Below are 21,635 nucleotides of genomic sequence, written 5' to 3'. Positions count from 1 at the left end.
ATAAGAATGAGTCAGAGATGATTCGCCGTCAAATTCTTTATTGAATCAAGGGGTTATGTATTTCTCTTGATACAAGATGTTGTGGACCGGTTTGAACGAACGTCTATGAACGGGGGTTACCCCAAGATTTAGAAGGGCTGCCAGATGCGCTTTGGTCGGATAACCGGCGTTCACCTCCCAGCCATAGCCGGGGTATTGTTGCGCCAAATCCACCATGATCCGGTCACGGGTCACTTTCGCGCAGATCGACGCGGCGGCGATCGACAGGGATTTGGCATCGCCCTTGATGATCGCTACCCCCCTGCAGGGCAGGTTACGGGGGATCAGGTTGCCGTCGATCAGTGCGAAATCGGCCCCAAGTGCTGCCACTGCCCGCTCCATCGCCAGATGGCTGGCGCGCAGGATATTCAGCGAGTCGATCTCTTCAACGCTTGCATGGGCAATGGCAATCTGTGCGACCTCCAGCAGTTCGGCAAAGAGGCGGTCACGGCGGGCGGCGGTCAAGGTCTTGGAATCACCAAGGCCGGCGGGAATGCGGGCCGGGTCGAGCCGGACAGCGGCGGCGGTGACCGGGCCGCACAGCGGACCACGGCCCACCTCGTCCACCCCGACGACGAAAGCCGCCCCTTGCGACAGGGCGGCCTGCTCATGCGTGAAATCGGGGGCGGGTCTTGTCATTCCTCCGGCATAACGCGGGGCACAGCCAGAAAAAAGGGGAAGAAGAACGAAGACCGCGCTGCATCTGCGAGGGCACGATCAGTAGGCCTGACGTGGACGGCCCCAGCCATGGTCCCTGCCATGCCCGCGTCCATGGTCGCGATACCCCCGATCGTGGCCCCGGCCGGAATCGACACGGAAACCGGCATTGCGCAGGCAGTCCTTGGCATAGACCCGGTCCGCCCGACCAAAGACACGGGCTTGAAACGCGCATTGGCGCGGCAGGCGGTAGTCAAAGCCTTGGCGCCGCAGGCAGCGTTCCGGATAAACAGTGAAGTCGCGGCGCGCGCCGGAAATCTCGACGGCACAAACCTCAGGCACACGCGGGCTGCGCACCTGAACCGGGGGTGACACGGGGGCAAGATTTGTACGATCTTTGTTGCCCGGATGCCCGACGGTGCCGACAGCAAGCGTGGGCACCAGTGACTTTGCCACCGTGTTGCCTTGATGGTCTGCGCGGGCGGGGACGGCGCTGCCGGCCAGCAGGGCCAGAATGGTAACGGCGGCGGCCAGCGCAGCGGCCACCCGGCGCAAGGGCTGCGGTGTCGGGCGCGGCATGCAGGACGACATGGCGGTCGGTGACATGGCGGGAAGTGCGGCGAACATGGGAGCCTCCTGTCTGTAAAGCGTGCACTCTGCCGGGTGCGACCATCGCACCAGACGGGTGCCCTGACGGTGCCGCGCGCCGCCAAAGACAGGCAATATCGGCGGGCTGATATGCGATAACAGTCACTGTCACGCCATACTGACACCGGTTGATATTGAATATCAGGCGAAACACGCGCAACTGTACAAGGAGCAAAAGGCCAGAGCAGCCGCGCAGGAGACAGAGATGACATCACGTTCCATGATCTTCGCGGCCTTCGTTGCCCTCGCGCTGGCCGGGCCTGCCTCGGCGGAATGCTACGCAGATTACAAGGCCAAGCAGGATAACCCCTTGCGCCTGCACTATGGTGTGGCGCAAGTCAGCGACGGCAACTGCTCGCCCGGTGCCGCGCAGGGCGAGTTGAAGCCCCGGCTTGCATCGGCGGGCTGGACGTTGTTGAACGTGTTGTCCACTTTCGGCCCCGAGGGCCTCGGCGAAAGGCAAGCGAGTGCAGGAGAGTACTACCTCCGTTACTGACAGTCTCAAGGCGGGCAACCGCGTTGTCAGCTTTGGCATAGCGGCAATCGTGCTGATCCTGCTCGGGGCGGCTCTGTTTTTGTTCCTCAGCCTGCCGGATGCCAATGCGTTCAATGCGCGGGTGGAGCGGTTGTTTGTCGAAAACGACAACCTGACCACCGGGGCCGAGATCAAGCTGCTGGAGATCCTGGCGCAATCAGGCACCTCGTTTTCCGAGGTGCTGCAAAGCTACCGCATGGTGATCTTTGTGCTGCTGGTGTTTTCGACCGCGCTGTTGATTTCGGCACTGGTGTTTCTGGTGATGATCATCGCCCTGAACCGCCGGATCTCCGCCATCCAGCGGTCGGGCATTCAGGTGGCAAGCCTGATGATCAGCCGTGAAGGCCGGGCGGTTTATATCAATGACATGGAATTCGCGCTGACCGAGGCGGCACTGGAAACCCTGTCGGTGCTGGCCGAGGCGCGGATGGATGACGAAGTGCTGACCGGGGCACAGATCGAATCGGTGATTTCGGGCCGCAACGAGGTGGATTGCGACGAGGCTGCGGGGGCCACTCGGGTCAAACGCCTGCGCGACACGCTGGGCAATCAGTTGGTCAGCGAATTGCTGGTCAAGACCATTGCCCGGCGCGGCTATGTTCTGGCGGTCGGCAAGGACGTGATCCGCATGGTCTGAGCGTCATCCTCCCGTCACAGGGCTTGCATAGGGGGGTGGGGGGTTCTACATAGCGCCCCTCTTGTCCTTTAGGCTGCCCTGAGGGGGGATGCGATGATCCAGACGCCGTTTTACCTGATCGACCGCAGCAAGCTTGCGCGGAACATGGCCATCATGGACCAGTTGCGCGCGGCGTCGGGGGCAAAGACCCTTCTTGCGCTGAAATGCTTTGCCACCTGGGGGGTGTTTGACCAGATGCGCCAGCATATGGACGGCACGACGTCCTCCAGCCTGTATGAGCTGAAACTGGGACGGGAGCGGTTCGGCAAAGAGACGCACGCCTATTCGGTGGCTTGGGCCGATCACGAAATTGCCGAAGCGGTGGGCTATGCCGACAAGATCATCTTCAACTCCATCGGACAGCTGGAGAGGTTCGACAACCAGTCGGCCAGCATCAACCGTGGTCTGCGCCTGAACCCGCGCTTTTCCACCAGCGGGTTTGATCTGGCAGACCCGGCCCGCCCGTTCAGCCGTCTGGGCGAATGGGATGCGACCAAGATCGAGCGGGTGATGGACCGGATTTCCGGCTTCATGATCCATTACAATTGCGAGAATGACGATTTCGACCTGTTCGACAGCCAGCTGACACGAATCGAGGACGAGTTCGGCGCGCTGCTCAGCCGCCTGCAATGGGTCAGCCTTGGCGGCGGCATCCATTTCACCGGTGAAGGCTACCCGGTTGCGAAACTGGCCGCGCGGCTGAAAGCGTTTTCCGAGCGCTTCGGCGTGCAGGTCTATCTGGAACCGGGCGAGGCTGCGATCACCGGGGCGGCCAGCCTTGAGGTGACTGTGCTGGACGTGCTGAACAACGGCAAGGATCTGGCGGTGGTCGACTCTTCGGTCGAGGCGCATATGCTGGATTTGCTGATCTACCGCATTTCTGGCAAGATCGAGACGACGGGCGATCACCCCGTCCAGATCTGCGGCAAATCCTGCCTTGCGGGCGATGTGTTCGGTGAATTCAATTTCCCAGCACCCCTGCAGGTGGGCGACCGGCTGAGCATCGCCGATGCGGCGGGCTATACCATGGTCAAGAAGAACTGGTTCAATGGGGTGAAGATGCCGGGCATCGTCATCAAGGAATTGGACGGGTCGATGACCGTCGCGCGTGAATTCGGCTATGCCGATTTTGAAGGCAACCTTGGGTAACCAAAGTTGCACCCTTCCCTCTGTCCTTAAAGGAGACGGTTCGAAGTGAAACGGAATGTTCTGATCATCGGCGCGGGCGGCGTGGCACAGGTGGTGGCGCACAAGGCGGCGCAGCATAATGACCGCTTGGGCGACCTGCATATCGCCAGCCGCACTGTGGCCAAGGCCGAAGCGATTATTGAGACCGTTCATGCCAAAGCGGCCATGAAGGTGCCGGGCGTGTTTCAGGCCCATGCGCTGGACGCGATGGACACGGCGGCGGTGGTCGCGCTGATCAAGGCGACCGGCTGCCAGATCGTGATCAACGTCGGTTCACCCTTCGTGAACATGCCGGTGCTGGATGCCTGCATTCAGGCGGGTGTCGCCTATATGGACACCGCGATTCACGAAGACGCGGGTAAAGTCTGCGAAGCGCCGCCGTGGTATGGCAATTACGAATGGAAACGGCGCGAGGCTTGCAAAGCCGCGGGCGTCACCGCCATTCTGGGCGTGGGGTTTGATCCCGGTGTCGTCAACGCCTATGCCCGCGTGGCCGAAGGGCTGATGGATACCATCACCTCCATCGACATTGTCGACATCAACGCCGGGTCGCATGGCAAATGGTTTTCCACCAATTTCGACCCCGAGATCAACTTCCGCGAATTCACCGGCACGGTCTACTCCTGGCAAAACGGGGCCTGGCAATCGAATACCATGTTCGAGGTCGGCCAGACATTTGACATGCCGGTTGTGGGCACCCAGAAGGCTTATCTGACCGGGCACGATGAGGTGCATTCGCTGTCGGCGCGCTATCCACAAGCGGATGTGCGGTTCTGGATGGGCTTTGGCGACCATTACATCAACGTCTTTACCGTGCTTAAAAACCTTGGCCTTTTGTCGGAACAGCCGGTGAAAACCGCTGAAGGGCTGGAGGTGATCCCGCTGAAGGTGGTCAAGGCCGTGCTGCCCGACCCCGCCAGCCTTGCGCCCGATTATACCGGCAAGACCTGCATCGGTGACTTTGTGAAGGGTACCAAGGATGGCAAGCCGGTTGAGGTGCTGATCTACAACGTGGCGGATCACAAAGAGGCCTTTGAGGAAGTCGGCTCTCAGGGTATCAGCTACACCGCTGGCGTCCCGCCGGTCGCTGCGGCGTTGCTGATTGCCGATGGCACCTGGGATGTGGGCGCGATGGCGAATGTCGAAGACATGGACCCTGCCCCATTCATCAACCTGCTGAACCAGATCGGGCTGCCCACGCGCATCAAGGATGCCTCTAGCGACCGGCTGCTGGAATTCTAAGACATAACCCGCCGGAAACGGCGGGTTTTTTCATGATCATTGGTGGCCCAGAAATCAAAAAACCCGGGCGAAGGCCCGGGTTTTTGGAATCGTGGTGAGCCGGACAGGATTCGAACCTGTGACCCGCTGATTAAAAGTCAGCTGCTCTACCAACTGAGCTACCGGCCCACGACTGGGGCGCTGATTACGGTCAGAGACGGGTGGGGTCAAGGACAAAAGATGCAGGGCTCTGGCAAATCTGCCGGATCGGGCGTATATGCCCGCGAATGGACCAAGTGACCCCGCCAGACGGCCTGCCCTTCATGAAAATGCACGGTGCCGGCAATGACTTCGTGGTGATCGACTCGCGTGGGCGTGCGGGCGCGGTGGTGACGCCTGCGCTGGCACGGGCGCTGGGGGATCGCAACCGTGGTGTAGGCTTTGACCAGCTGGCCGAGATTCGGGACGGCACCGATGGTGCCGACTTTACGCTGGATTTCTGGAACAGCGATGGCAGCCTGGCCGGAGCCTGCGGCAATGCCACGCGCTGCGTGTCGGATTACGTGATGCGAGGGCTGGGGCGGGACGCGGTAACACTGATCACCGCGCGCGGCGGCCTGTTCGCCGTACGGCTGGCCGATGGTCAGGTGTCCGTGAACATGGGTGCACCGCAGCTGGACTGGCCATCGGTGCCGCTGGTGCGGGATATGGACTTGTTGCACTTGCCCCTGCCCGGCGATCCGGTGGCGGTGGGAATGGGAAACCCGCATTGCGTGCTGTTTGTCGATGATGCCGAAGCGGTGGACGTGGCCGGCCTTGGCCCACGCTATGAGCATGACCCTCTGTTTCCAGAGCGCACGAATGTGGAGTTCGCATCTGTTCTCGCCCCCGACCACCTTCGGATGCGGGTATGGGAACGCGGGGCGGGTATCACGCTGGCCTGCGGGTCCGGTGCCTGCGCCACCGCTGTAGCTGCCCACCTGCGCGGGCTGACCGGGCGACGGGTCTCACTGACCCTTGACGGGGGCGTGCTGGAAATCGACTGGCGCGAGGATGGCGTCTGGATGACCGGTCCAGTGGCGCATGTGTTTGACGGCTGGCTCTCGCCTGCCTTTCTGGCGGCCCACCGATGACCGCGCCAGTTTTCGCCACGCTGGGCTGCCGCCTGAACGCCTATGAATCCGAGGCGATGAAAGAGCTGGCCGAAGCTGCCGGGTTGCAGGGCGCGGTAATCGTGAACACCTGCGCCGTGACGGCTGAGGCGGTGCGCAAGGCCAAGCAGGAGATCCGCCGACTGTCGCGCGAAAACCCGGGCGCTGCGGTGATCGTCACCGGCTGCGCCGCGCAAACCGAACCGGAAACCTTTGCTGCGATGGCCGAGGTCACGCGGGTGATCGGCAACACCGAGAAAATGCAGGCCAAAACCTGGCAGGGCATCGCCGGCCCCGATTTCATCGGCCAGACTGAACGCGTGCAGGTCGATGACATCATGTCGGTACGCGAAACCGCCGGACACCTGATTGACGGTTTTGGCCGCCACCGCGCCTATGTGCAGGTGCAGAACGGCTGTGACCATCGCTGCACATTCTGCATCATCCCCTTCGGACGCGGCAATTCGCGGTCTGTCCCCGCCGGTGTGGTGATCGAACAGATCAAGCGGCTGGTGGACAAGGGATTCAACGAGGTGGTGCTGACCGGCGTTGATCTGACGTCATGGGGGGCGGATCTGCCGGGCCTCCCGCGTCTGGGCGATCTGGTGATGCGGATCCTGCGGCTGGTGCCGGATCTGCCGCGCCTGCGCATCAGCAGCATCGACAGCATCGAGGCAGATGACAACCTGATGTTGGCCATCGCGACCGAGTCGCGTCTGATGCCGCATCTGCATCTGTCCTTGCAGGCGGGCGATGACATGATCTTGAAACGGATGAAGCGCCGCCATCTGCGCGACGATGCGATCCGGTTTTGTGAAGACGCGCGCCGGTTGCGGCCCGACATGGTGTTCGGGGCCGATATCATCGCGGGCTTCCCGACCGAGACGGAAGCCATGTTCCACAACAGCTTGAAGCTGGTGGATGACTGCGGTCTGACCTTTCTGCATGTGTTCCCGTTCAGCCCGCGCAAAGGCACCCCTGCGGCCCGGATGCCACAGCTGAAGGGGCCCGAGATCAAGACCCGCGCGGCCCAGCTGCGCGCCAAGGGAGAGGCTGCGCTGACGCAGCACCTGTCGGCGCAGACCGGCCAGACCCATCGCATTCTGATGGAGGGCCCCCGCATGGGCCGGACAGAACAGTTTACCGAGGTGGATTTCGCGCAGGATCAGCCAGAAGGGCAGATCATCACGGCCTGCATCGAGGGCTTTGGGGCCACGCGCCTGACGGCCCGCCCGGCGTTGGTCTGAGCCTCGCAGATTTCGGTCGGAGCCTGCCGCTTCAGATGCGGGCGATGCCAACCTGTGCAAGCAAATCGCCAATCTCCTCGACCTGACCCGACGCCAGCGCAGCATTGGCCGCGATCCCGGCAAGGATCGACCAGGCCCCTGCGCGATGGTCTGATGCGTGGGTTTCAGACCCGCCTTCGCCGAAGATGTCTTGCAGCATCAAAGGGTCTGCCCCGCCATGGTCGCCCTGTGCCTTTGGCACGGCAAGGTTTGTGGGATCCTGCCCCGCCAGATGAAGGGTGGTGGTGACAGACTGCTTTTCCTTGGGCCGCTTGCCGCCAAACACGCCATGTACCTCGACATGGCGATGGCTCAGCTGCCCGCCGGTGCCGTAGAACATCACCTCCAGCCCCTCCCACGGTGCATAGGCGGTCAGGCTGTAATTGGCGGTGGCACCATTGGCAAAACGGATCTGGGCCTGAAGCGTGTCTTCCAGCGTGATCTCGGGCGAAAAGATGCACTGATCGCGGTGATAACCATCCTCGGCCTCGGCGTCGCGGTAGAGGGCAGCCAGCCGTTTGTCGGCATCAAGATCAAGCGGATAGGGGCAGCGCAAGGCGACCGGGCAACCCGTGCAGCGCGGGCCATGGCCCACAAGCCCCAGTTCCGCCGCGCGGACCGGGCTATAGGCATGGCGCCCGCCCGAGGCAGAAATGGCGGCAGGCGTGGTTCCCAGCCACCAGTTCATCAGGTCGAAATGATGCGTGGCCTTGTGAACAAAGAGCCCGCCGGAATTGGCCTTGTCGCGATGCCAGCGGCGAAAGTAATCCGATCCGTGCACCTGATCCAGATGCCAGCGGAAATCGAGCCCGGTCACAGTGCCGATCGTTCCGGCGGCCAACAGGGCGCGGATCTGCTGGCGGGCCGGGGCATAGCGGTAGTTGAAGGCCACGCGCACTTTGCGGCCCGTACGGTCCTGCGCCGCCAGAATCTGGCGCAAGGAGGGCAGGTCGATGGTCATCGGCTTTTCGCAGATCACGTCACACCCAGCCTCCAGCGCGCGCACGATATAACCGGCATGGGTGTTGTCGGGCGTGGAAATCAGCACCGTATCCGCGCCTTGCTCTGCAAGCATCCGGTCGAAATCGGCAGACAGATAGGTGGCGATCCCGTTGGTGCCGGGCTTTGCCACAGCGGCGGCCGAAAGTGACAGGCGATAGGGATTGCTGTCGCACAGGGCTACAAGCTCGTGCCGGTCGGCATAGGGGCCGGTCAGCGCGTTGCGAAACATCTGATGCCGGGATCCGCATCCGACCAGGGCAACCTTCATTCTGTCATCTCCGCTGTCCTGACCGGACCTGTGACCCACATTCCTGCGATGGTCCAGACCGAAGCGGGTTTCGGGATGGCTTGGTCGGAGCTTTGCAGCCGGAAGGGTAGGCAGTGCCTTGCATTTATGACCATGGCTGGTTTTGTGATCATTTGGCTTTTTGAAGCCTGGATGTGACGTCAGTATGGTGGCATGCCCCGCCGCCTTAATGAAAATCGCGGCTTGGGAACAGTTTTCGCGCCTGTTCACGCGGGTGGCGGGCGCTGGACTGGCCCCGGCTGATGACAGGGCGCTTGGTCTCGTCCGCGCGCCCGTCGTTTGACGGGATGATCACCGGACGGCCAAGCGTGGCCAGCAGGGGCGAGACATCCTCCACATGTTCGGCGATCAGGTGGATCACCGGGCCATCGCGTTCGATCCGGCCCCGCACCTGCACCAGACGCCCCGCGATCACCGCCTTGCGAAAGGTCTCGTAGACCTTTTTCCAGATCACCACATTCGCGGTGCCGGTCTCATCCTCCAGCGTCAGGAAGATCACACCCGATGCGGTGCCAGGGCGTTGGCGGGTGATGACAAGGCCGGTGACGGTGACGCGGCCCTTGGTCTGCGCCAGACGGTCGTTGGGCAGGCTTTCGGGCAGGCGGGGGCGCAGCAGTTCCATCGGATGAGCACGTAGGGACAGGCGCAGCGACAGGTAATCCTCAATCACCTCTTGCCCAAGGGTCATGCGCGGCAGGGTGACGGCGGGTTCGATGCCCCCTTCCCCATCCGGGCCGAACAGCGGCAGGGGGGCAGGCGCACGCAAAGCCTTTGCGGCCCAGAGCGCATCACGGCGCGACAGGCCAAGGGCGGCGAAGGCATCTCCTTCGGCCAGCCGTTCCAGCGTGGCCGGCTGCACGCCCGCGCGCCGCCACAGGCTTTCGACATCGGGATAGCCGTTGCCGCGCGCGGCAGCGATCCAATCGGCATCCTCTTCGCGCATCCCCTTGATCTGCCGGAACCCCAACCGCAGCGCCAAAGCGCCATCGGCGCGGTGTTCCAGCGTGCAGTCCCACTGCGAATGGTTGACCGAGACCGGCCGCACCTCCACCCCACAATCGCGGGCATCGCCCACCAACTGAGCGGGTGCATAGAACCCCATCGGCTGGCTGTTCAGAAGCGCGCAGGTGAACACCGCCTGATGATGGCATTTGAGCCAGGCCGAGATATAGACCAGCCGCGCAAAACTGGCAGCATGGCTTTCGGGAAAGCCATAGCTGCCGAAGCCTTCGATCTGCGCGAAGCAGCGCAGCGCAAAATCGGCGCCATAGCCGCGCTCCAGCATGCCCGACACGAATCGGTCACGGAACGACCCGATGGTGCCCATGCGTTTGAAGGTGGCAAGGCTGCGGCGCAAACGGTCGGCCTCCGCTGGGGTAAACCCCGCTGCCACCACGGCAATCTGCATCGCCTGTTCCTGAAACAGCGGCACGCCGTAGGTGCGGCCCAGCACCTCCATCATGGCGGGGCCAAGGTCTTCGACCGGCTCGCGCCCCTGACGGCGGTTGATGAACGGGTGCACCATGCCCCCTTGAATCGGGCCGGGGCGGACGATGGCGACCTCGCAGACCAGATCGTAGAATTCGCGTGGGCGCATACGGGGCAGGAAGTTCAGCTGCGCCCGGCTTTCCACCTGAAACACCCCGATGGCATCGGCCCGGCACAGCATGTCATAGATCGTCGGATCTTCTGCCGGGGTATTGGCCAGTGTCAGGCCAAGCCCGCGATGGTCTTTCAGCAGACCAAAGGCCTTGCGGATGCAGGTGAGCATGCCCAGTGCCAGAATATCCACCTTCAACAGGCCCAAAGCGTCGATGTCATCCTTGTCCCATTCGATGATGGTGCGATCATCCATCGCGGCATTCTCAATGGGACAGAGTTCATCGAGGCGGCCTTGCGTGATCACAAAGCCACCGACATGCTGCGACAGATGGCGCGGGAAGCCGATGATCTCGGCGATCAGCCGGGTGGTCAGCATCATCCGCCTGTCGGTCGGGTCAAGGCCCGCATCGCGCATCCGGTCCTGCCCCGGCGCCGATGACGACCAGCCCCAGATCTGGCCTGACAGGCGGGCGACCACGTCCTGTGACAGACCCATCACCTTGCCGACCTCGCGGATGGCAGCGCGGGAGCGGAAGTGGATCACGGTGGCGGTCAGGCCTGCACGCTCGCGGCCATAGCGCTCATAGATCCACTGGATCACCTCTTCGCGGCGTTCGTGCTCGAAATCCACGTCGATATCCGGCGGCTCGCCGCGTTCTTTGCTGATGAAGCGCTCGAAGATCAGGGTGATGGATTCAGGCGGCACTTCGGTGATGCCCAAGAGGTAGCACACCACCGAATTGGCCGCCGACCCACGCCCCTGACACAGGATGCCGCGCGCGCGGGCAAAGGCCACGATGTCATGCACGGTCAGGAAATAGGGTGCGTATTCCACGTCGCGGATCAGGGCGAGTTCCTTTTCCACCCGGGCGACGATCTTGGGCGAGGCACCGTCAGGATAGCGCCAGATCAAACCGTTGCGGGTCAACCGCTCCAGCCTTGCCTGCGCGGGTTCGCCGTTCAGCGCCTCATCGGGGTATTGATAGCGCAATTCATCAAGGCGGAAGGCGCAGGCATTGGCAATTTCCACCGTGCGGCGCAGGGCGGCGGGATAGCGGTGGAACAGCCGGGCCATCTCGGTCCCCGACTTCAAACGGCGCTCACCATTTGGCAGGCGATGCTGGCCGATGGCGTCGATGGTGCAGCCGATGCGCAGGCAGGTCAGCACATCGGCCAAAGGGCGGCGCGCGGCGCGGTGCATCAGCACATCACCCAAGGCCACCATCGACAGATTGGTCTGCTGCGCCGTTGCCGCCAGACGGTCCAGCCGGGCCTGATCGCGACCGTCATAATGCGGCGTGGCCCCCAGAAAGCACTGGCCGGGAAATGCGCGAGCAATGGCAAGCAGCGCGGTATGGGTGGTTTTCAACGCGCGATCCTCCAGCGGGTCGGGCGGCAGGGCAATCAGGATCATCCCCTTGCCCCATTCCAGCAGATCGGCCTGCGTCAGGTGGCAGTCACCTTTGGGCGCGCGACGTTTTCCGACGGACAGCAGCCGAGTCAGCCGGGACCACGCCGAAATGTCGGTCGGTAGGGCAAGCCATTCGACGGGGGAATCGGTCAGCACCAGCCGTGCGCCGGGGATCAGCCGGGGCAGCGGACTGTCGGGCAACACAGGCGCGGCAGTGGCCCCGGTGAAATGCGGCACGGTCTGGCGACTGGAATGATCGGTCACATGCTGCGACCGGATGCTCGGCCCGTCTTGCGCGGCGTGATCAGTGGCCAGCGCCTCTTCGCGCAGGCGCGCCAATTCCTTGAGCGCGGAAAACGCCCGCACCACGCCCGCCACCGAATTGCGGTCGGTGATGGCGATGGCGGTCAGGCCCAGTTCTGCCGCGCGGGTCACCAGTTCTTCGGGGTGTGAGGCCCCGGTCAGGAAGGTGAAGTTCGAGGTGACGCAGAGTTCGGCATAAGGCTGGGGAACCCTTTGGGACAGCAGAGGGACTTTGCCCCGCCCATCTTCGGTAGAAAGCCGGGGGGCTTTGTCCCCCGCCCCCCCCAGAGTATCTTCGCCGTGAGGAAGCGGCATCAGGCGAATTCCCCCTGAATGCGCCATTCCGGTGATTGCGGCGTGTGGAACAGCCACAGGCGTGGGCCTTCGCGGGTCTCGATCCGCCAGTAATCGCGCAGGCCGGTGCGCCATGCCGGATCGTCAAACCACCATTCCGGGGCGATCCGTTCCGGCCCCTGCGCGCGCAGCGTGGTGAAGCGCATCCGCCGCCAGCGGAAACTGGCAGGGGGGGAACCAGCGGCGGCATCCACCGGCTCGGGCGGAAAGATCAGGGCGGGACGGGCGGAGCCATGGCTGTGCGAGGCCGGCTCCGGTGCCGAATAGGCCGCCGGGACCAGCAGAAAACTGCGTTCGGGGATCAGGCTTTCGGCGGGGAGCAGCCGCAGCACCCGGTCAAAGCCGATGCGGTTGCCGGTCGAGGACAGAAAATCCGCCAGCGCATCCTGATGCCGGGCATCGGGGCCGCCCCCGATCTGTTCCGGGGCCAGCGGCTCTGTCACAGGCGCAGTCAGGCGCATCGCGTCGATGCCAAAGCCCGAGTCGATCTCATCCACGCCCTTGGCAAACAGCGCGGCGATGCGGGCAGGGTCGCGCATGGCGCGTGCCAGACCGATCTCGACCTGCGCTGTGCCGCGATCTACCCGGCGAAGTTCCAGCCGCACGCGCCGTGCCCCCATCCGGTGCAGGGAGAGTTTGGCGCACAGCCGGTCCAGCAGGCGAGACAGGCCCGCCATCACATCGGATTGCAGGCCGATCGGGTCTGGCAGGGTCATCCGCACCCCGAAATGTGGCGCTTCGGGTTCTGCCGCCACCGGCTCGGCCTGCACGCCCAGCGCCTGATCCAGCCGCAACACCAGCCCCGCCCCGAAGCGGCGGGCCAGCGGCGCGCGTGGCAGATGGGCCAGATCAGCGATCCGGGCCAGACCCACACGGGCCAGCGCTTCGGCCGTGTCATGATCGACCCGCAGGGCCGAGACTGGCAACCGGCCAAGGCCCTGAGCCAGCGCGCCATCGGCGATGATCCCGCCGCCATGGCGGGCCAGCGCATGCGCACCGCCCCGCGTGCCCGCGACGGCACTGCTGGCCTGCAGCCCGGCGCGGGTCAGCCGCGCGTGCAGGTCGGCGCGCAGCTCTGCCTCGCCGCCAAACAGATGCGCGACCCCGGTGATGTCGGCGATCAGCCCGTCGGTTCCGTCACTGGCGACCATCGGCGCATAGCGGCTGGCCCAGCGCCGCAGGCTGGCCAGCGCCGCCGCTTCACGTACCAGATCGGCGGGGCGGGTGGACAGATCCGGGCAGATCGCGCGCGCATCGGCCAGCGGCATGCCGCGGTGCAACCCGCGCTGATCCGCGGCCAGGTTCAGGCAATGCAGATGATCGGAATTGCCCGACCGATGGGTCAGAGCAAAGGGCCCTTCAACGGGCCGGTTCCGCAAGCTGACGTCGCTCGCCAACCTTGGGAACCAGAGTGAAAGCAGCCGACGTGCCATCCCAGTTTACAACCCAATGTCCTAATGTTCCCTTTTTGTTCTTTGTAAGAGTCCAATCGTGAAGAGTCGAGTCCGCAACCGGGCCTGCCATCGCTTCACAGTGCCAGCGGGTTTCCGTGGCCGGACTTCCCGCATCCTGACGGATCAGCACAAGGCCGGTGGTGCGGCCCTTTTCCGCCGCCAACTGCAACCGGCGGCCTGCCGTCAGCGACAGCGGCTTTTCCGGCTCGGCAATCACCAGACCGACCGGGGCGGCGCGCAGCGATTCTTCCATGCACCACAAAAGATCGACCTCGCTGGCCGGGCGCAACAGGTGCAGCCGTGCCCCCACCCCCTGCGGCAGGCCGCGCAGCATGGGCAGTTCCGGCACATGGCCGGGCAGAATCCAGACCAGCGGCCCCGGATGCCGCGCGGCCTGCAACAGGGCAAAGGCACGGCGGCCGCGCCCTTCGGCCTCATGCACGCGGGCTTTGCGCAGATCAAAGGGGTCGGCGGGGGCAGGGTCAGGCCGCATCCTGACGCCCCCCTTCCGCGACAACCTGCAGCATCCCATCGGGCAAAGGCCGTTGCAGGGTCAGCGCCTGCGCCACGGGGGCGGTCAGCCAGAGCCGGCACTCTTCCGGCGTGGTCAAAATCACCGGCATCGCCTTGGGGTGAAACGGTTTCACCTCGGCATTCGGGTCACAGGTCAGAAAGCCGAACAGCTCTGTCGTTACCTCCCCCTCTTTAAGCTTCCGCACCGAGGTCCATTCGGTGCGGATTCCGGCAAAGAACGCCAGCGGGCGGTCCGCGCCAAGCGCGAACCAGACCGGGTGGTTGCGCGGCGCACCCGGGCGGCTGTCGATCTCGGAAAAGCTGGTGAAGGGCACGAGGCAGCGGTGCGCAGGCGCAAGCCAGCGTTTCCAGTGTGCCGAGGCGGTGTTGCGGATATTGGTCACGCCCGGATCGGTGCGCTTGCCCGCCAGAAACACCTGCGGTGTGGGCATCCCCCAACGCGCCATGACCATCTGCCAGCCGCCACCATCCCGGTGCCGGAGGATGGGGGCTGCATAGTCAGGATAGATCCCCGGCATCGGCGGCAGGTTGCCTGTCGCATCCTCGACCGGCTCATCCCCCTCCACCATCTCATCAAAGACATGGCGCATCGCATCCTGGCTTTTGGTCTGGGAATACAGGTTGCACATGGGCGTTTGCAGACTCACGGTGAAGGGTGAACCCTTGGAACATTGACAGAACATGACAGGTAAAGAAAGTCTTCGATGGGTTTTGGGGCACCCTGACGCAGGGGCGTGGTCCGCTTTGCCTATGTCGCAGCCCGTTTGTTTTGGCAGCGTTCCACGCAAAACCTGGTGGCGGATCATCACAAAGCTACTAGTGCCACACTCAGAAACCCCTTTCGTTCTGCAGCACTTATACGCCAAGGTAGACCATCCCGCTGAGGAGCAGGGAAAAGGAGGGGCAGGCAAACCCTGTCCGGATCAGAGGAGGATCACATGACCATTTCCATGACGCGCGGATTTCGCGCGCTCGTTGCCTGCACGGCGCTGACTGTCGTGCCAATGTCGGCACAGGCCGAGCAATTCATCAACATCCTGACCGGCGGCACGTCGGGGGTATATTATCCGATCGGCGTGGGCCTGTCGAAAATCTATGCCGACGGCATCGAAGGCGCACGCACCCAGGTGCAGGCCACCAAGGCCAGCGTGGAAAACCTGAATCTGTTGCAGCAGGGCAAGGGCGAGTTTGCCATCGCTCTGGGCGATTCGGTAAAACTGGCCTGGGAAGGCGATGCCGATGCGGGCTTCAGCGCCCCGCTGGACAAGCTGCGGGGCATCGCCGCGGCCTATCCGAACTACATCCAGATTGCGGCCAGCGCCAACAGCGGCATCGTCACTGTTACTGACCTCAAGGGAATGTCGTTGTCGGTCGGTGCCGCGAAATCCGGGACCGAACTCAATGCCCGCGCCATCCTTGGCGCACTGGGGATGAGCTATGACGATCTGAGCAAGACCGAATACCTGCCCTTTGCGGAATCGGTCGAGCTGATGAAGAACCGCCAGCTGGATGCCACACTGCAATCGGCGGGCCTGGGCGTGTCCTCGCTCAAGGATCTGGCGACCTCGGTGTCCACCACCATCGTATCGGTCCCGCCAGAGGTGGCCGAAACGCTGGGTGCGCCGTACCTGTCGGCGATCATCCCGGCTGGCACCTATGAAGGCCAGACCGAGGACATCCCGACCCTTGCGGTTGGCAACTTCTTCCTGACCCATGACGGTGTGGACGAGGAAACCGCCTATCAGATGACAAAGCTTTTGTTCGAAAATCTGCCTGCGCTTGCGGCAGCCCATCAGGCGGCGACGGCCATCACCCTGGAAACCGCGCTTGACGGCATGCCGGTGCCGCTGCATCCGGGCGCGGAACGCTATTACCGCGAAGCCGGGTTGATCCAGTAACCCAGCACGAAACACTGGAACAGGCGGGCCAAACGGCCCGTCTGCATCGGGCCAGGGAGGGTTATGATGACCAAAGACAAAGCCGACGCCGTGGTAGAGGCGCACAATCCGCATGATCCGCTGGCCGCTGGCTTTCCGCCCGGTTGGGAGGGCCGCGCGCTGTTCTGGATCGCGATTGCCTTTTCAGTCTTCCAGATCCTGACGGCGGCGCATCTGGTGGATTTTGCCAGCCAGATCACCCGTGCCATTCACGTAGGCTTTTTGCTGCTGCTGGGCTTCCCGCTACTGGCACTGATGCGTGGCGCGGGGCCGGTGGTGCGGGTCATTGCATGGGGTCTGGCCGGTTTGTCGGTCGGGGTGGCGTTCTATCAATGGCTGGAATACGTGCCGCTGCTGATGCGGGCCGGTGATCCACTGCCGCTGGATATTGTGATCGGCGTCATAGCGCTTGCCACAGTGTTCGGGGCGGCATGGGCGATGATGGGCATCGCCCTGCCGATCATCGCAGGCACCTTTCTGGCCTATTGCCTGTTTGGCGAGTATCTGCCCGCCCCCCTGAACCATCGTGGCTATGATTTTGCCCAGGTGGTCGAACATATGGCCTACGGCACCGAAGGCATCTACGGCATTCCGACCTATGTGTCGTCGACCTTCATTTTCCTGTTCATCCTGTTCGGGGCCTTTCTGGAAAAGGCCGGGATGATCAAGCTGTTCACCGATGTCTCACTTGGGCTTGTCGGGCACAAGATGGGCGGGGCAGCCAAGGTCTCGGTTCTGTCTTCCGGCCTGATGGGCACGATTTCCGGGTCGGGCGTGGCCAATGTGGTCACCACGGGGCAGTTCACCATTCCGCTTATGAAACGCTTTGGCTACCGCCCCGCTTTCGCGGGCGGGGTGGAGGCCACGGCCAGCATGGGCGGGCAGATCATGCCGCCGGTGATGGGGGCGGTGGCCTTCATCATGGCCGAAACGCTGGGGGTCGCCTATATTGAGGTGGTCCGCGCCGCAATCATTCCGGCGATCCTGTATTTCGCCGCGGCCTTCTGGATGGTGCATCTGGAAGCCGGACGGTTGGACCTGCGCGGGTTGTCAAAGGCCGAATTGCCCTCACCCATGGCCGCGATCAAAAAAGGCTGGCATCTGATCCTGCCGCTGGCGGTGCTGGTCTGGTTGCTGTTTTCCGGCTACACGCCGCTGTTCGCGGGCACCGTCGGCCTTGGCCTGACCCTGATGCTGATCCTTGGGGCCAGCGTGGCGCTTGGCCTGCCTGCGGGCGTGATCCGGGTGATGTTCTGGATCGGGCTTGGCTTTGCCGCCGGAGCCTTTTTGCAATGGGGCATCTGGGTGGTGGCAACCGTGGTCGCCGCACTGATCGCGCTCAACGCCTTGTCAAAGGGCGGGCGCGAGACGCTGATCATCTGCCGCGATGCACTGGCAGATGGTGCGAAAACCGCGCTGCCGGTGGGCATCGCCTGCGCACTGGTCGGCATCATCATCGGCACCATGACCCTGACCGGAGCGGCCAACACCTTTGGCCAGTTCATCGTGGGCGTGGGAGAAAGCAGCCTGTTTCTTAGCCTCGTGCTGACCATGATCACCTGTATCGTGCTGGGCATGGGCATCCCGACCATCCCCAATTACATCATCACCTCCTCCATCGCTGGCCCTGCGCTGCTGGAACTGGGTGTGCCGCTGATCGTCAGCCATATGTTCGTGTTCTACTTCGGCATCCTGGCGGACCTGACCCCGCCAGTGGCGCTGGCCTGCTTTGCCGCCGCTCCGATTGCCAAAGAGCGCGGGCTGACCATCTCGATCCATGCGGTGAAGATTGCAGCGGCGGGGTTCGTGATCCCGTTCATGGCGGTCTACACCCCCGCCCTGATGCTGCAGAACGGCGGGCCGCTGGCCGAAGCCATCGGCTTTATCCCGGCCGTGATCTATGTGGTCACCAAGACCGTGCTGGCCATCGGCTTGTGGGGCATCGCGGTGATCGGGTGGTTTGGTACGCCGTTGCAGCTGTGGCAGCGCGCGCTTGCCATGGTTGCCGCAGGGGCGCTTGTAGTTGCTTTGCCCGCGACCGATGGCATCGGCTTTGCGCTGGTGCTGGCCTTTGCCGCCCAGCATATCCTGCTGCTGCGCCGGAAGGCCGCCGCGTGACCTGTCTGATGGCCGGGGCCATGGTGCTTGCCCTGTCAGGCCCCGCCTTTTCGCTGCACTGGACCCATTCGGTCGAGAAAACCGAATGGGTCGAGGACTGGCAGGTTCAGCCACAGGGCCTGCGCCTGACCCGGGCCCGCATCAAAGGAACGGGCGCGGGAATGGAGCCCGGGCCGGGGGCGGTGCAGCAAGACGGCTGGTGGGTCTGGTCGCCGGGAACCGAGGTGCCCGCCCTGCACCTCGCTGCATCCGGCAGCACGGGCGCGGGTTGGCGGCTTTGCGACGGGGCCACCTGCCACACGCTTGGGGAAACGCCGGAGCAATCCATCCGCATCGCCCCCTGTAGCCCATGACAACCGGCAGTCTGCTCATCATCGCAGGAAAAACCTCGGCCTCGCCCACGCGCCGCGCGGATAGCCAAAGGCCCGCGTGCTTTTCCGCGCTTTGGCCTTAGTCGAGCATCTGGGCGCGGCGCAGCGAAAACTCTTCCCGAGAGGCGGCATAGACTGTCTGCACCTGCGCCAGCGGCAGATCCGTGTCACCCGCTTCGGCGCGAAGCTCAAGCCTCTGGCAAAGCTGTGCCATGTCGCTGAACCCCAGATTCAGGGCACTGCCCTTCATGAAATGCAACTCATTCTGCATGTCCTCGGCAGTGGTTGCAGCCATCATTCGCGTCAGGGTGTCGTCGGCTTCCGCAAAAAAAACCGCAATCACTTCATCGAACACGTCTGCACCGATTGCCTGTTTCAGATCGTTTGCAATTTGCCAATCAATCATCGCATGTCGACCCTTTGGTTTGTAGGAAACCGGTCGGCCAAACTGCAAATTTGTGCGTTCATAAGGCACTCTTTCGGTAAAGCTTCATCAACTTCCGGAAGAGTCGCGGGGATTGGCGCGAGGAGCAAGTGTCTTTTTGCTCAGCATTACAAAATCTTCCGCACCCGGCCCGCACAGACCCGACTTTGACACCTGCGGTCAGACTGTCCTGCCAGCCTCGGTCAGGGATCGCCAGCGCGGTTCTGGAAATGCAGCTTGATCACGGTGCCATTTCAGGCGAATCTGTCAAAAGGTGACATGTTCGCTGCGGCAGGCGTGGCCGGCGCCCCAATCGCCGGTCAGTGTACTGTATTTGCTGCATTCAAACATAAGACCGCCGTAATCGCCTGTATGCCTGCCATATAGATGTTCTTTACGAGTACACGAGTTTTCCGAACTTCCCGCGATGCCGCACGACGGCCAGAAGCCGTCTACATCCGGGCCAGCACCATGAACGGGTCAGGCGTTGACCTGACAAAGGAAACAGATTGAGCACCACTGTAGAAATCAGCGTCGTTGTCCTGATTGCAGCGACAATGTCACTTTTCGCGCTGCTGATCTGCCTTCTGGAGCGCAGAACGCGGTTTTTCGACGCGGACCTGAAAACAGCTTCAACCTGGCTGAGCCTGTCCAATGTGGCCATGCTGACGGCTGCCATCGCTTTGCTGTTTCACGAGGCATTGCCGTTCTGGCTGGGCGCATGCATCATAATCTGTGGGGCACATTTCGGCATATTGTTCGGCTTTTTTGCCATGTACCGCGGCCTGGGTAGGCGCCCGCGCTATTGGCTTTTTGGGTCCGTCAGTGCGATAAATGTGGGGCTGCACTGGGCGTTTGTGCTGACCGGGCCGGCGGCCACGGTGCTGTTTGTCACCACGTCTGTCATGAACAGCATTTATACCCTGATCATGGCTGTGATCATCCTGCGGCTGTCAAAACCTTATGAGCGCGAGTTGCGGCTGCTGGTCAGCTTTCCATTTTTTGTGCTGTTCAGCGGATACATGCTTCGTCTGGCCTTGCTTGCGACGGGTGCACCGCTTTCGGTGCATCTGACGACCACTGCGTTGATTGCCTTTGCTCTGGCCTATTCTGCCCTGCAATGGAGCTTTGCATTGATTGCCCTGCGCGCGGCCCGGTTGAATCAGTCTCTCAACCGTGAACAGAAACGTGCCTATGAGCTTGCCGAGTCCCGCGCCCGGTTTCTGGCGCATATGAGCCATGAAATCCGCACGCCACTGAACTCTGTCATCGGGCTGGCGGATGTGTTGCAAGGGATCGTGAAACAACCGGATGCGCGCAAGCTGATTGGCCATATCCAGCATTCGGGGGATTTGCTCATTTACATCCTGAACGACATTCTGGATGTGTCAAAACTGCAGGCCAATGCCGTCACGCTGGAGAAACGCCCCTTCGACCCGGAGACCTTGCTTGACCAAATCCGGGCCAGTCATGACCCGAAATGCCGCGAGCGTGGAATCGCGTTGACGGTAGAGCTTGGGCCCGAGGCCGCCGGAGACTGGCTGGGAGATGGGCATCGGGTGAACCAGATCCTGCAAAACGTTGTCGGAAACGCTGTCAAGTTCACGCAAACCGGATGCGTCAGGGTTGCAATCAGCGGCACCGAGGCATTGCAGATCGTGATCGAAGATACCGGAATTGGCATGACCGAGGTTCAGGTCGCGACCCTGTTCGATGAATTCAATCAGGCGGATGAAGGCATCACGCGGCGCTTTGGTGGCACCGGACTGGGCATGACAATCGTCCACCGGCTGGTCACGGCCATGGGCGGGACCATTGCGGTTGAAAGCCAGCCGCAGCAGGGCACCCGCTTTACCATTTCCCTGCCGCTGGACCGCGCCACACCTGTCAAAGAGGTCGAGACCGACCCGGTTTTGGTCCCACTGCATGACTTCTCGGCGCTGAAGGTTTTGTGTGCCGATGACAGCGCGGTCAATCTCATGGTCTTGCGTGCGATGCTGCGCCAGCTGGGGATAGAGCCGCAGATTGCCGTAGACGGGCATGCCGCGATCAGGATGACCGAACAGCAGGCCTTCGATATCTATCTGCTGGACATCTCGATGCCCGGATTTTCGGGGATCGAGACATTGCATCACCTGCACCAGCTGGAGAAGGATCGGCACCGTACACCCGCCTATGCCGTGGCGGCGACGGCCAATGCCCTGTCCTCTGATCTGACACTTTATCTTGCCTCCGGGTTTGACGCCCATCTGCCAAAGCCAATCCGGCTGGAAGCGTTGCGGTCTGTTCTCCTGGCCTGTCAGGAAGAACAGGAAAGTCGCATGACTCCGTCAGGTCTTTCTGCGTTCGTGGCAAAGGAACAGAAAGCTTCTCATGCCTAGTGTTCCGAGTCTGACACTTGTTACCGATTCCCCCTA

General features: G+C 62.7%; 18 protein-coding genes and 1 tRNA gene. 10 read left to right on the top strand and 9 right to left on the bottom strand.

Features of this window, described 5'->3' with window-relative positions; translation table 11 throughout:
* Positions 1–45 precede the first annotated feature (45 nt).
* A complete protein-coding gene (gene rnhB / locus EEB11_RS02750; RefSeq protein WP_135428900.1) occupies positions 46–678 on the bottom strand; it encodes a ribonuclease HII in 633 nt (210 codons plus the stop codon).
* A gap of 78 nt (positions 679–756) precedes the next feature.
* A complete protein-coding gene (locus EEB11_RS02745; RefSeq protein ID WP_135428899.1) occupies positions 757–1,323 on the bottom strand; it encodes a hypothetical protein in 567 nt (188 codons plus the stop codon).
* 226 nt (positions 1,324–1,549) lie between these two features.
* On the opposite strand from EEB11_RS02745, the gene EEB11_RS02740 reads away from it, so the two are divergent.
* The 4 genes from EEB11_RS02740 to EEB11_RS02725 all read left to right on the top strand — a co-directional run bounded on the left by EEB11_RS02740 (position 1,550) and on the right by EEB11_RS02725 (position 4,985).
* Positions 1,550–1,840 (top strand): hypothetical protein, encoded by a 291-nt coding sequence (locus EEB11_RS02740; RefSeq protein WP_135428898.1) that lies wholly within the window; start codon positions 1,550–1,552, stop codon positions 1,838–1,840.
* Complete coding sequence (locus tag EEB11_RS02735; RefSeq protein WP_135428897.1) at positions 1,812–2,516, top strand: winged helix-turn-helix domain-containing protein; 705 nt, start codon at positions 1,812–1,814, stop codon at positions 2,514–2,516. Before EEB11_RS02740 ends, EEB11_RS02735 begins: the two co-directional genes overlap by 29 nt.
* A gap of 93 nt (positions 2,517–2,609) precedes the next feature.
* Positions 2,610–3,704: a carboxynorspermidine decarboxylase gene (locus EEB11_RS02730; RefSeq protein ID WP_135428896.1), complete on the top strand. Its 1,095-nt coding sequence runs from the start codon at positions 2,610–2,612 to the stop codon at positions 3,702–3,704.
* Positions 3,705–3,749: 45 nt separating this feature from the next.
* Complete coding sequence (locus EEB11_RS02725; protein WP_135428895.1) at positions 3,750–4,985, top strand: saccharopine dehydrogenase family protein; 1,236 nt, start codon at positions 3,750–3,752, stop codon at positions 4,983–4,985.
* A 92-nt stretch (positions 4,986–5,077) separates the two neighbouring features.
* On the opposite strand, the gene EEB11_RS02720 is transcribed toward EEB11_RS02725, so the two are convergent.
* Positions 5,078–5,153, bottom strand: a tRNA-Lys gene (locus EEB11_RS02720).
* Positions 5,154–5,251: 98 nt separating this feature from the next.
* Here EEB11_RS02720 and dapF point away from each other — a divergent pair.
* Together dapF and mtaB are read left to right on the top strand one after the other, a co-directional pair.
* Positions 5,252–6,097, top strand: a complete 846-nt coding sequence (dapF, locus tag EEB11_RS02715) for a diaminopimelate epimerase (RefSeq protein WP_135428894.1) — start codon at positions 5,252–5,254, stop codon at positions 6,095–6,097.
* Entirely contained in the window at positions 6,094–7,362 is a 1,269-nt protein-coding gene (gene mtaB, locus EEB11_RS02710) for a tRNA (N(6)-L-threonylcarbamoyladenosine(37)-C(2))-methylthiotransferase MtaB (protein WP_135428893.1), read from the top strand. Before dapF ends, mtaB begins: the two co-directional genes overlap by 4 nt.
* A gap of 31 nt (positions 7,363–7,393) precedes the next feature.
* Here the strand turns inward: mtaB and EEB11_RS02705 are convergent, their stop codons facing one another.
* From EEB11_RS02705 to EEB11_RS02685, 5 genes are all read right to left on the bottom strand, one after another.
* Positions 7,394–8,671 carry a Gfo/Idh/MocA family protein gene (locus EEB11_RS02705; RefSeq protein ID WP_135428892.1) on the bottom strand — a complete coding sequence of 426 codons (1,278 nt, stop codon included), beginning with the start codon at positions 8,669–8,671 and terminating at the stop codon, positions 7,394–7,396.
* A gap of 205 nt (positions 8,672–8,876) precedes the next feature.
* The gene (locus EEB11_RS02700; RefSeq protein WP_135428891.1) at positions 8,877–12,341 is read right to left on the bottom strand and encodes an error-prone DNA polymerase; all 3,465 of its coding nucleotides are present in this window, start codon (positions 12,339–12,341) and stop codon (positions 8,877–8,879) included.
* Positions 12,341–13,759, bottom strand: a complete 1,419-nt coding sequence (locus EEB11_RS02695) for a Y-family DNA polymerase (protein ID WP_354002080.1) — start codon at positions 13,757–13,759, stop codon at positions 12,341–12,343. The genes EEB11_RS02700 and EEB11_RS02695 overlap by 1 nt, the downstream gene beginning before the upstream one ends.
* Positions 13,740–14,327, bottom strand: a complete 588-nt coding sequence (locus EEB11_RS02690; RefSeq protein WP_135428889.1) for an ImuA family protein — start codon at positions 14,325–14,327, stop codon at positions 13,740–13,742. Before EEB11_RS02690 ends, EEB11_RS02695 begins: the two co-directional genes overlap by 20 nt.
* Entirely contained in the window at positions 14,317–15,015 is a 699-nt protein-coding gene (locus EEB11_RS02685; RefSeq protein WP_354002079.1) for an SOS response-associated peptidase, read from the bottom strand. The genes EEB11_RS02690 and EEB11_RS02685 overlap by 11 nt, the downstream gene beginning before the upstream one ends.
* Before the next feature lie 291 nt (positions 15,016–15,306).
* On the opposite strand from EEB11_RS02685, the gene EEB11_RS02680 reads away from it, so the two are divergent.
* From EEB11_RS02680 to EEB11_RS02670, 3 genes are all read left to right on the top strand, one after another.
* Entirely contained in the window at positions 15,307–16,266 is a 960-nt protein-coding gene (locus EEB11_RS02680) for a TAXI family TRAP transporter solute-binding subunit (protein WP_256370706.1), read from the top strand.
* Between the two features lie 66 nt (positions 16,267–16,332).
* Positions 16,333–18,423 carry a TRAP transporter permease gene (locus EEB11_RS02675; protein ID WP_135428888.1) on the top strand — a complete coding sequence of 697 codons (2,091 nt, stop codon included), beginning with the start codon at positions 16,333–16,335 and terminating at the stop codon, positions 18,421–18,423.
* The gene (locus EEB11_RS02670) at positions 18,420–18,776 is read left to right on the top strand and encodes a DUF1850 domain-containing protein (RefSeq protein WP_245298749.1); all 357 of its coding nucleotides are present in this window, start codon (positions 18,420–18,422) and stop codon (positions 18,774–18,776) included. Before EEB11_RS02675 ends, EEB11_RS02670 begins: the two co-directional genes overlap by 4 nt.
* Before the next feature lie 97 nt (positions 18,777–18,873).
* Here EEB11_RS02670 and EEB11_RS02665 read toward each other — a convergent pair whose 3' ends face one another.
* The gene (locus EEB11_RS02665) at positions 18,874–19,200 is read right to left on the bottom strand and encodes an Hpt domain-containing protein (RefSeq protein WP_135428887.1); all 327 of its coding nucleotides are present in this window, start codon (positions 19,198–19,200) and stop codon (positions 18,874–18,876) included.
* Positions 19,201–19,727: 527 nt separating this feature from the next.
* Here EEB11_RS02665 and EEB11_RS02660 point away from each other — a divergent pair.
* Complete coding sequence (locus EEB11_RS02660) at positions 19,728–21,599, top strand: ATP-binding protein (RefSeq protein ID WP_135428886.1); 1,872 nt, start codon at positions 19,728–19,730, stop codon at positions 21,597–21,599.
* The last annotated feature ends 36 nt before the right edge of the window (positions 21,600–21,635 follow it).

Origin of the sequence: Pseudotabrizicola sediminis (genome assembly GCF_004745575.1) — a bacterium.
GTDB lineage: Bacteria > Pseudomonadota > Alphaproteobacteria > Rhodobacterales > Rhodobacteraceae > Pseudotabrizicola > Pseudotabrizicola sediminis.
The sequence above is the reverse complement of the archived record's forward strand: the minus strand, read 5'-3'. Positions and strand labels throughout refer to the sequence as shown.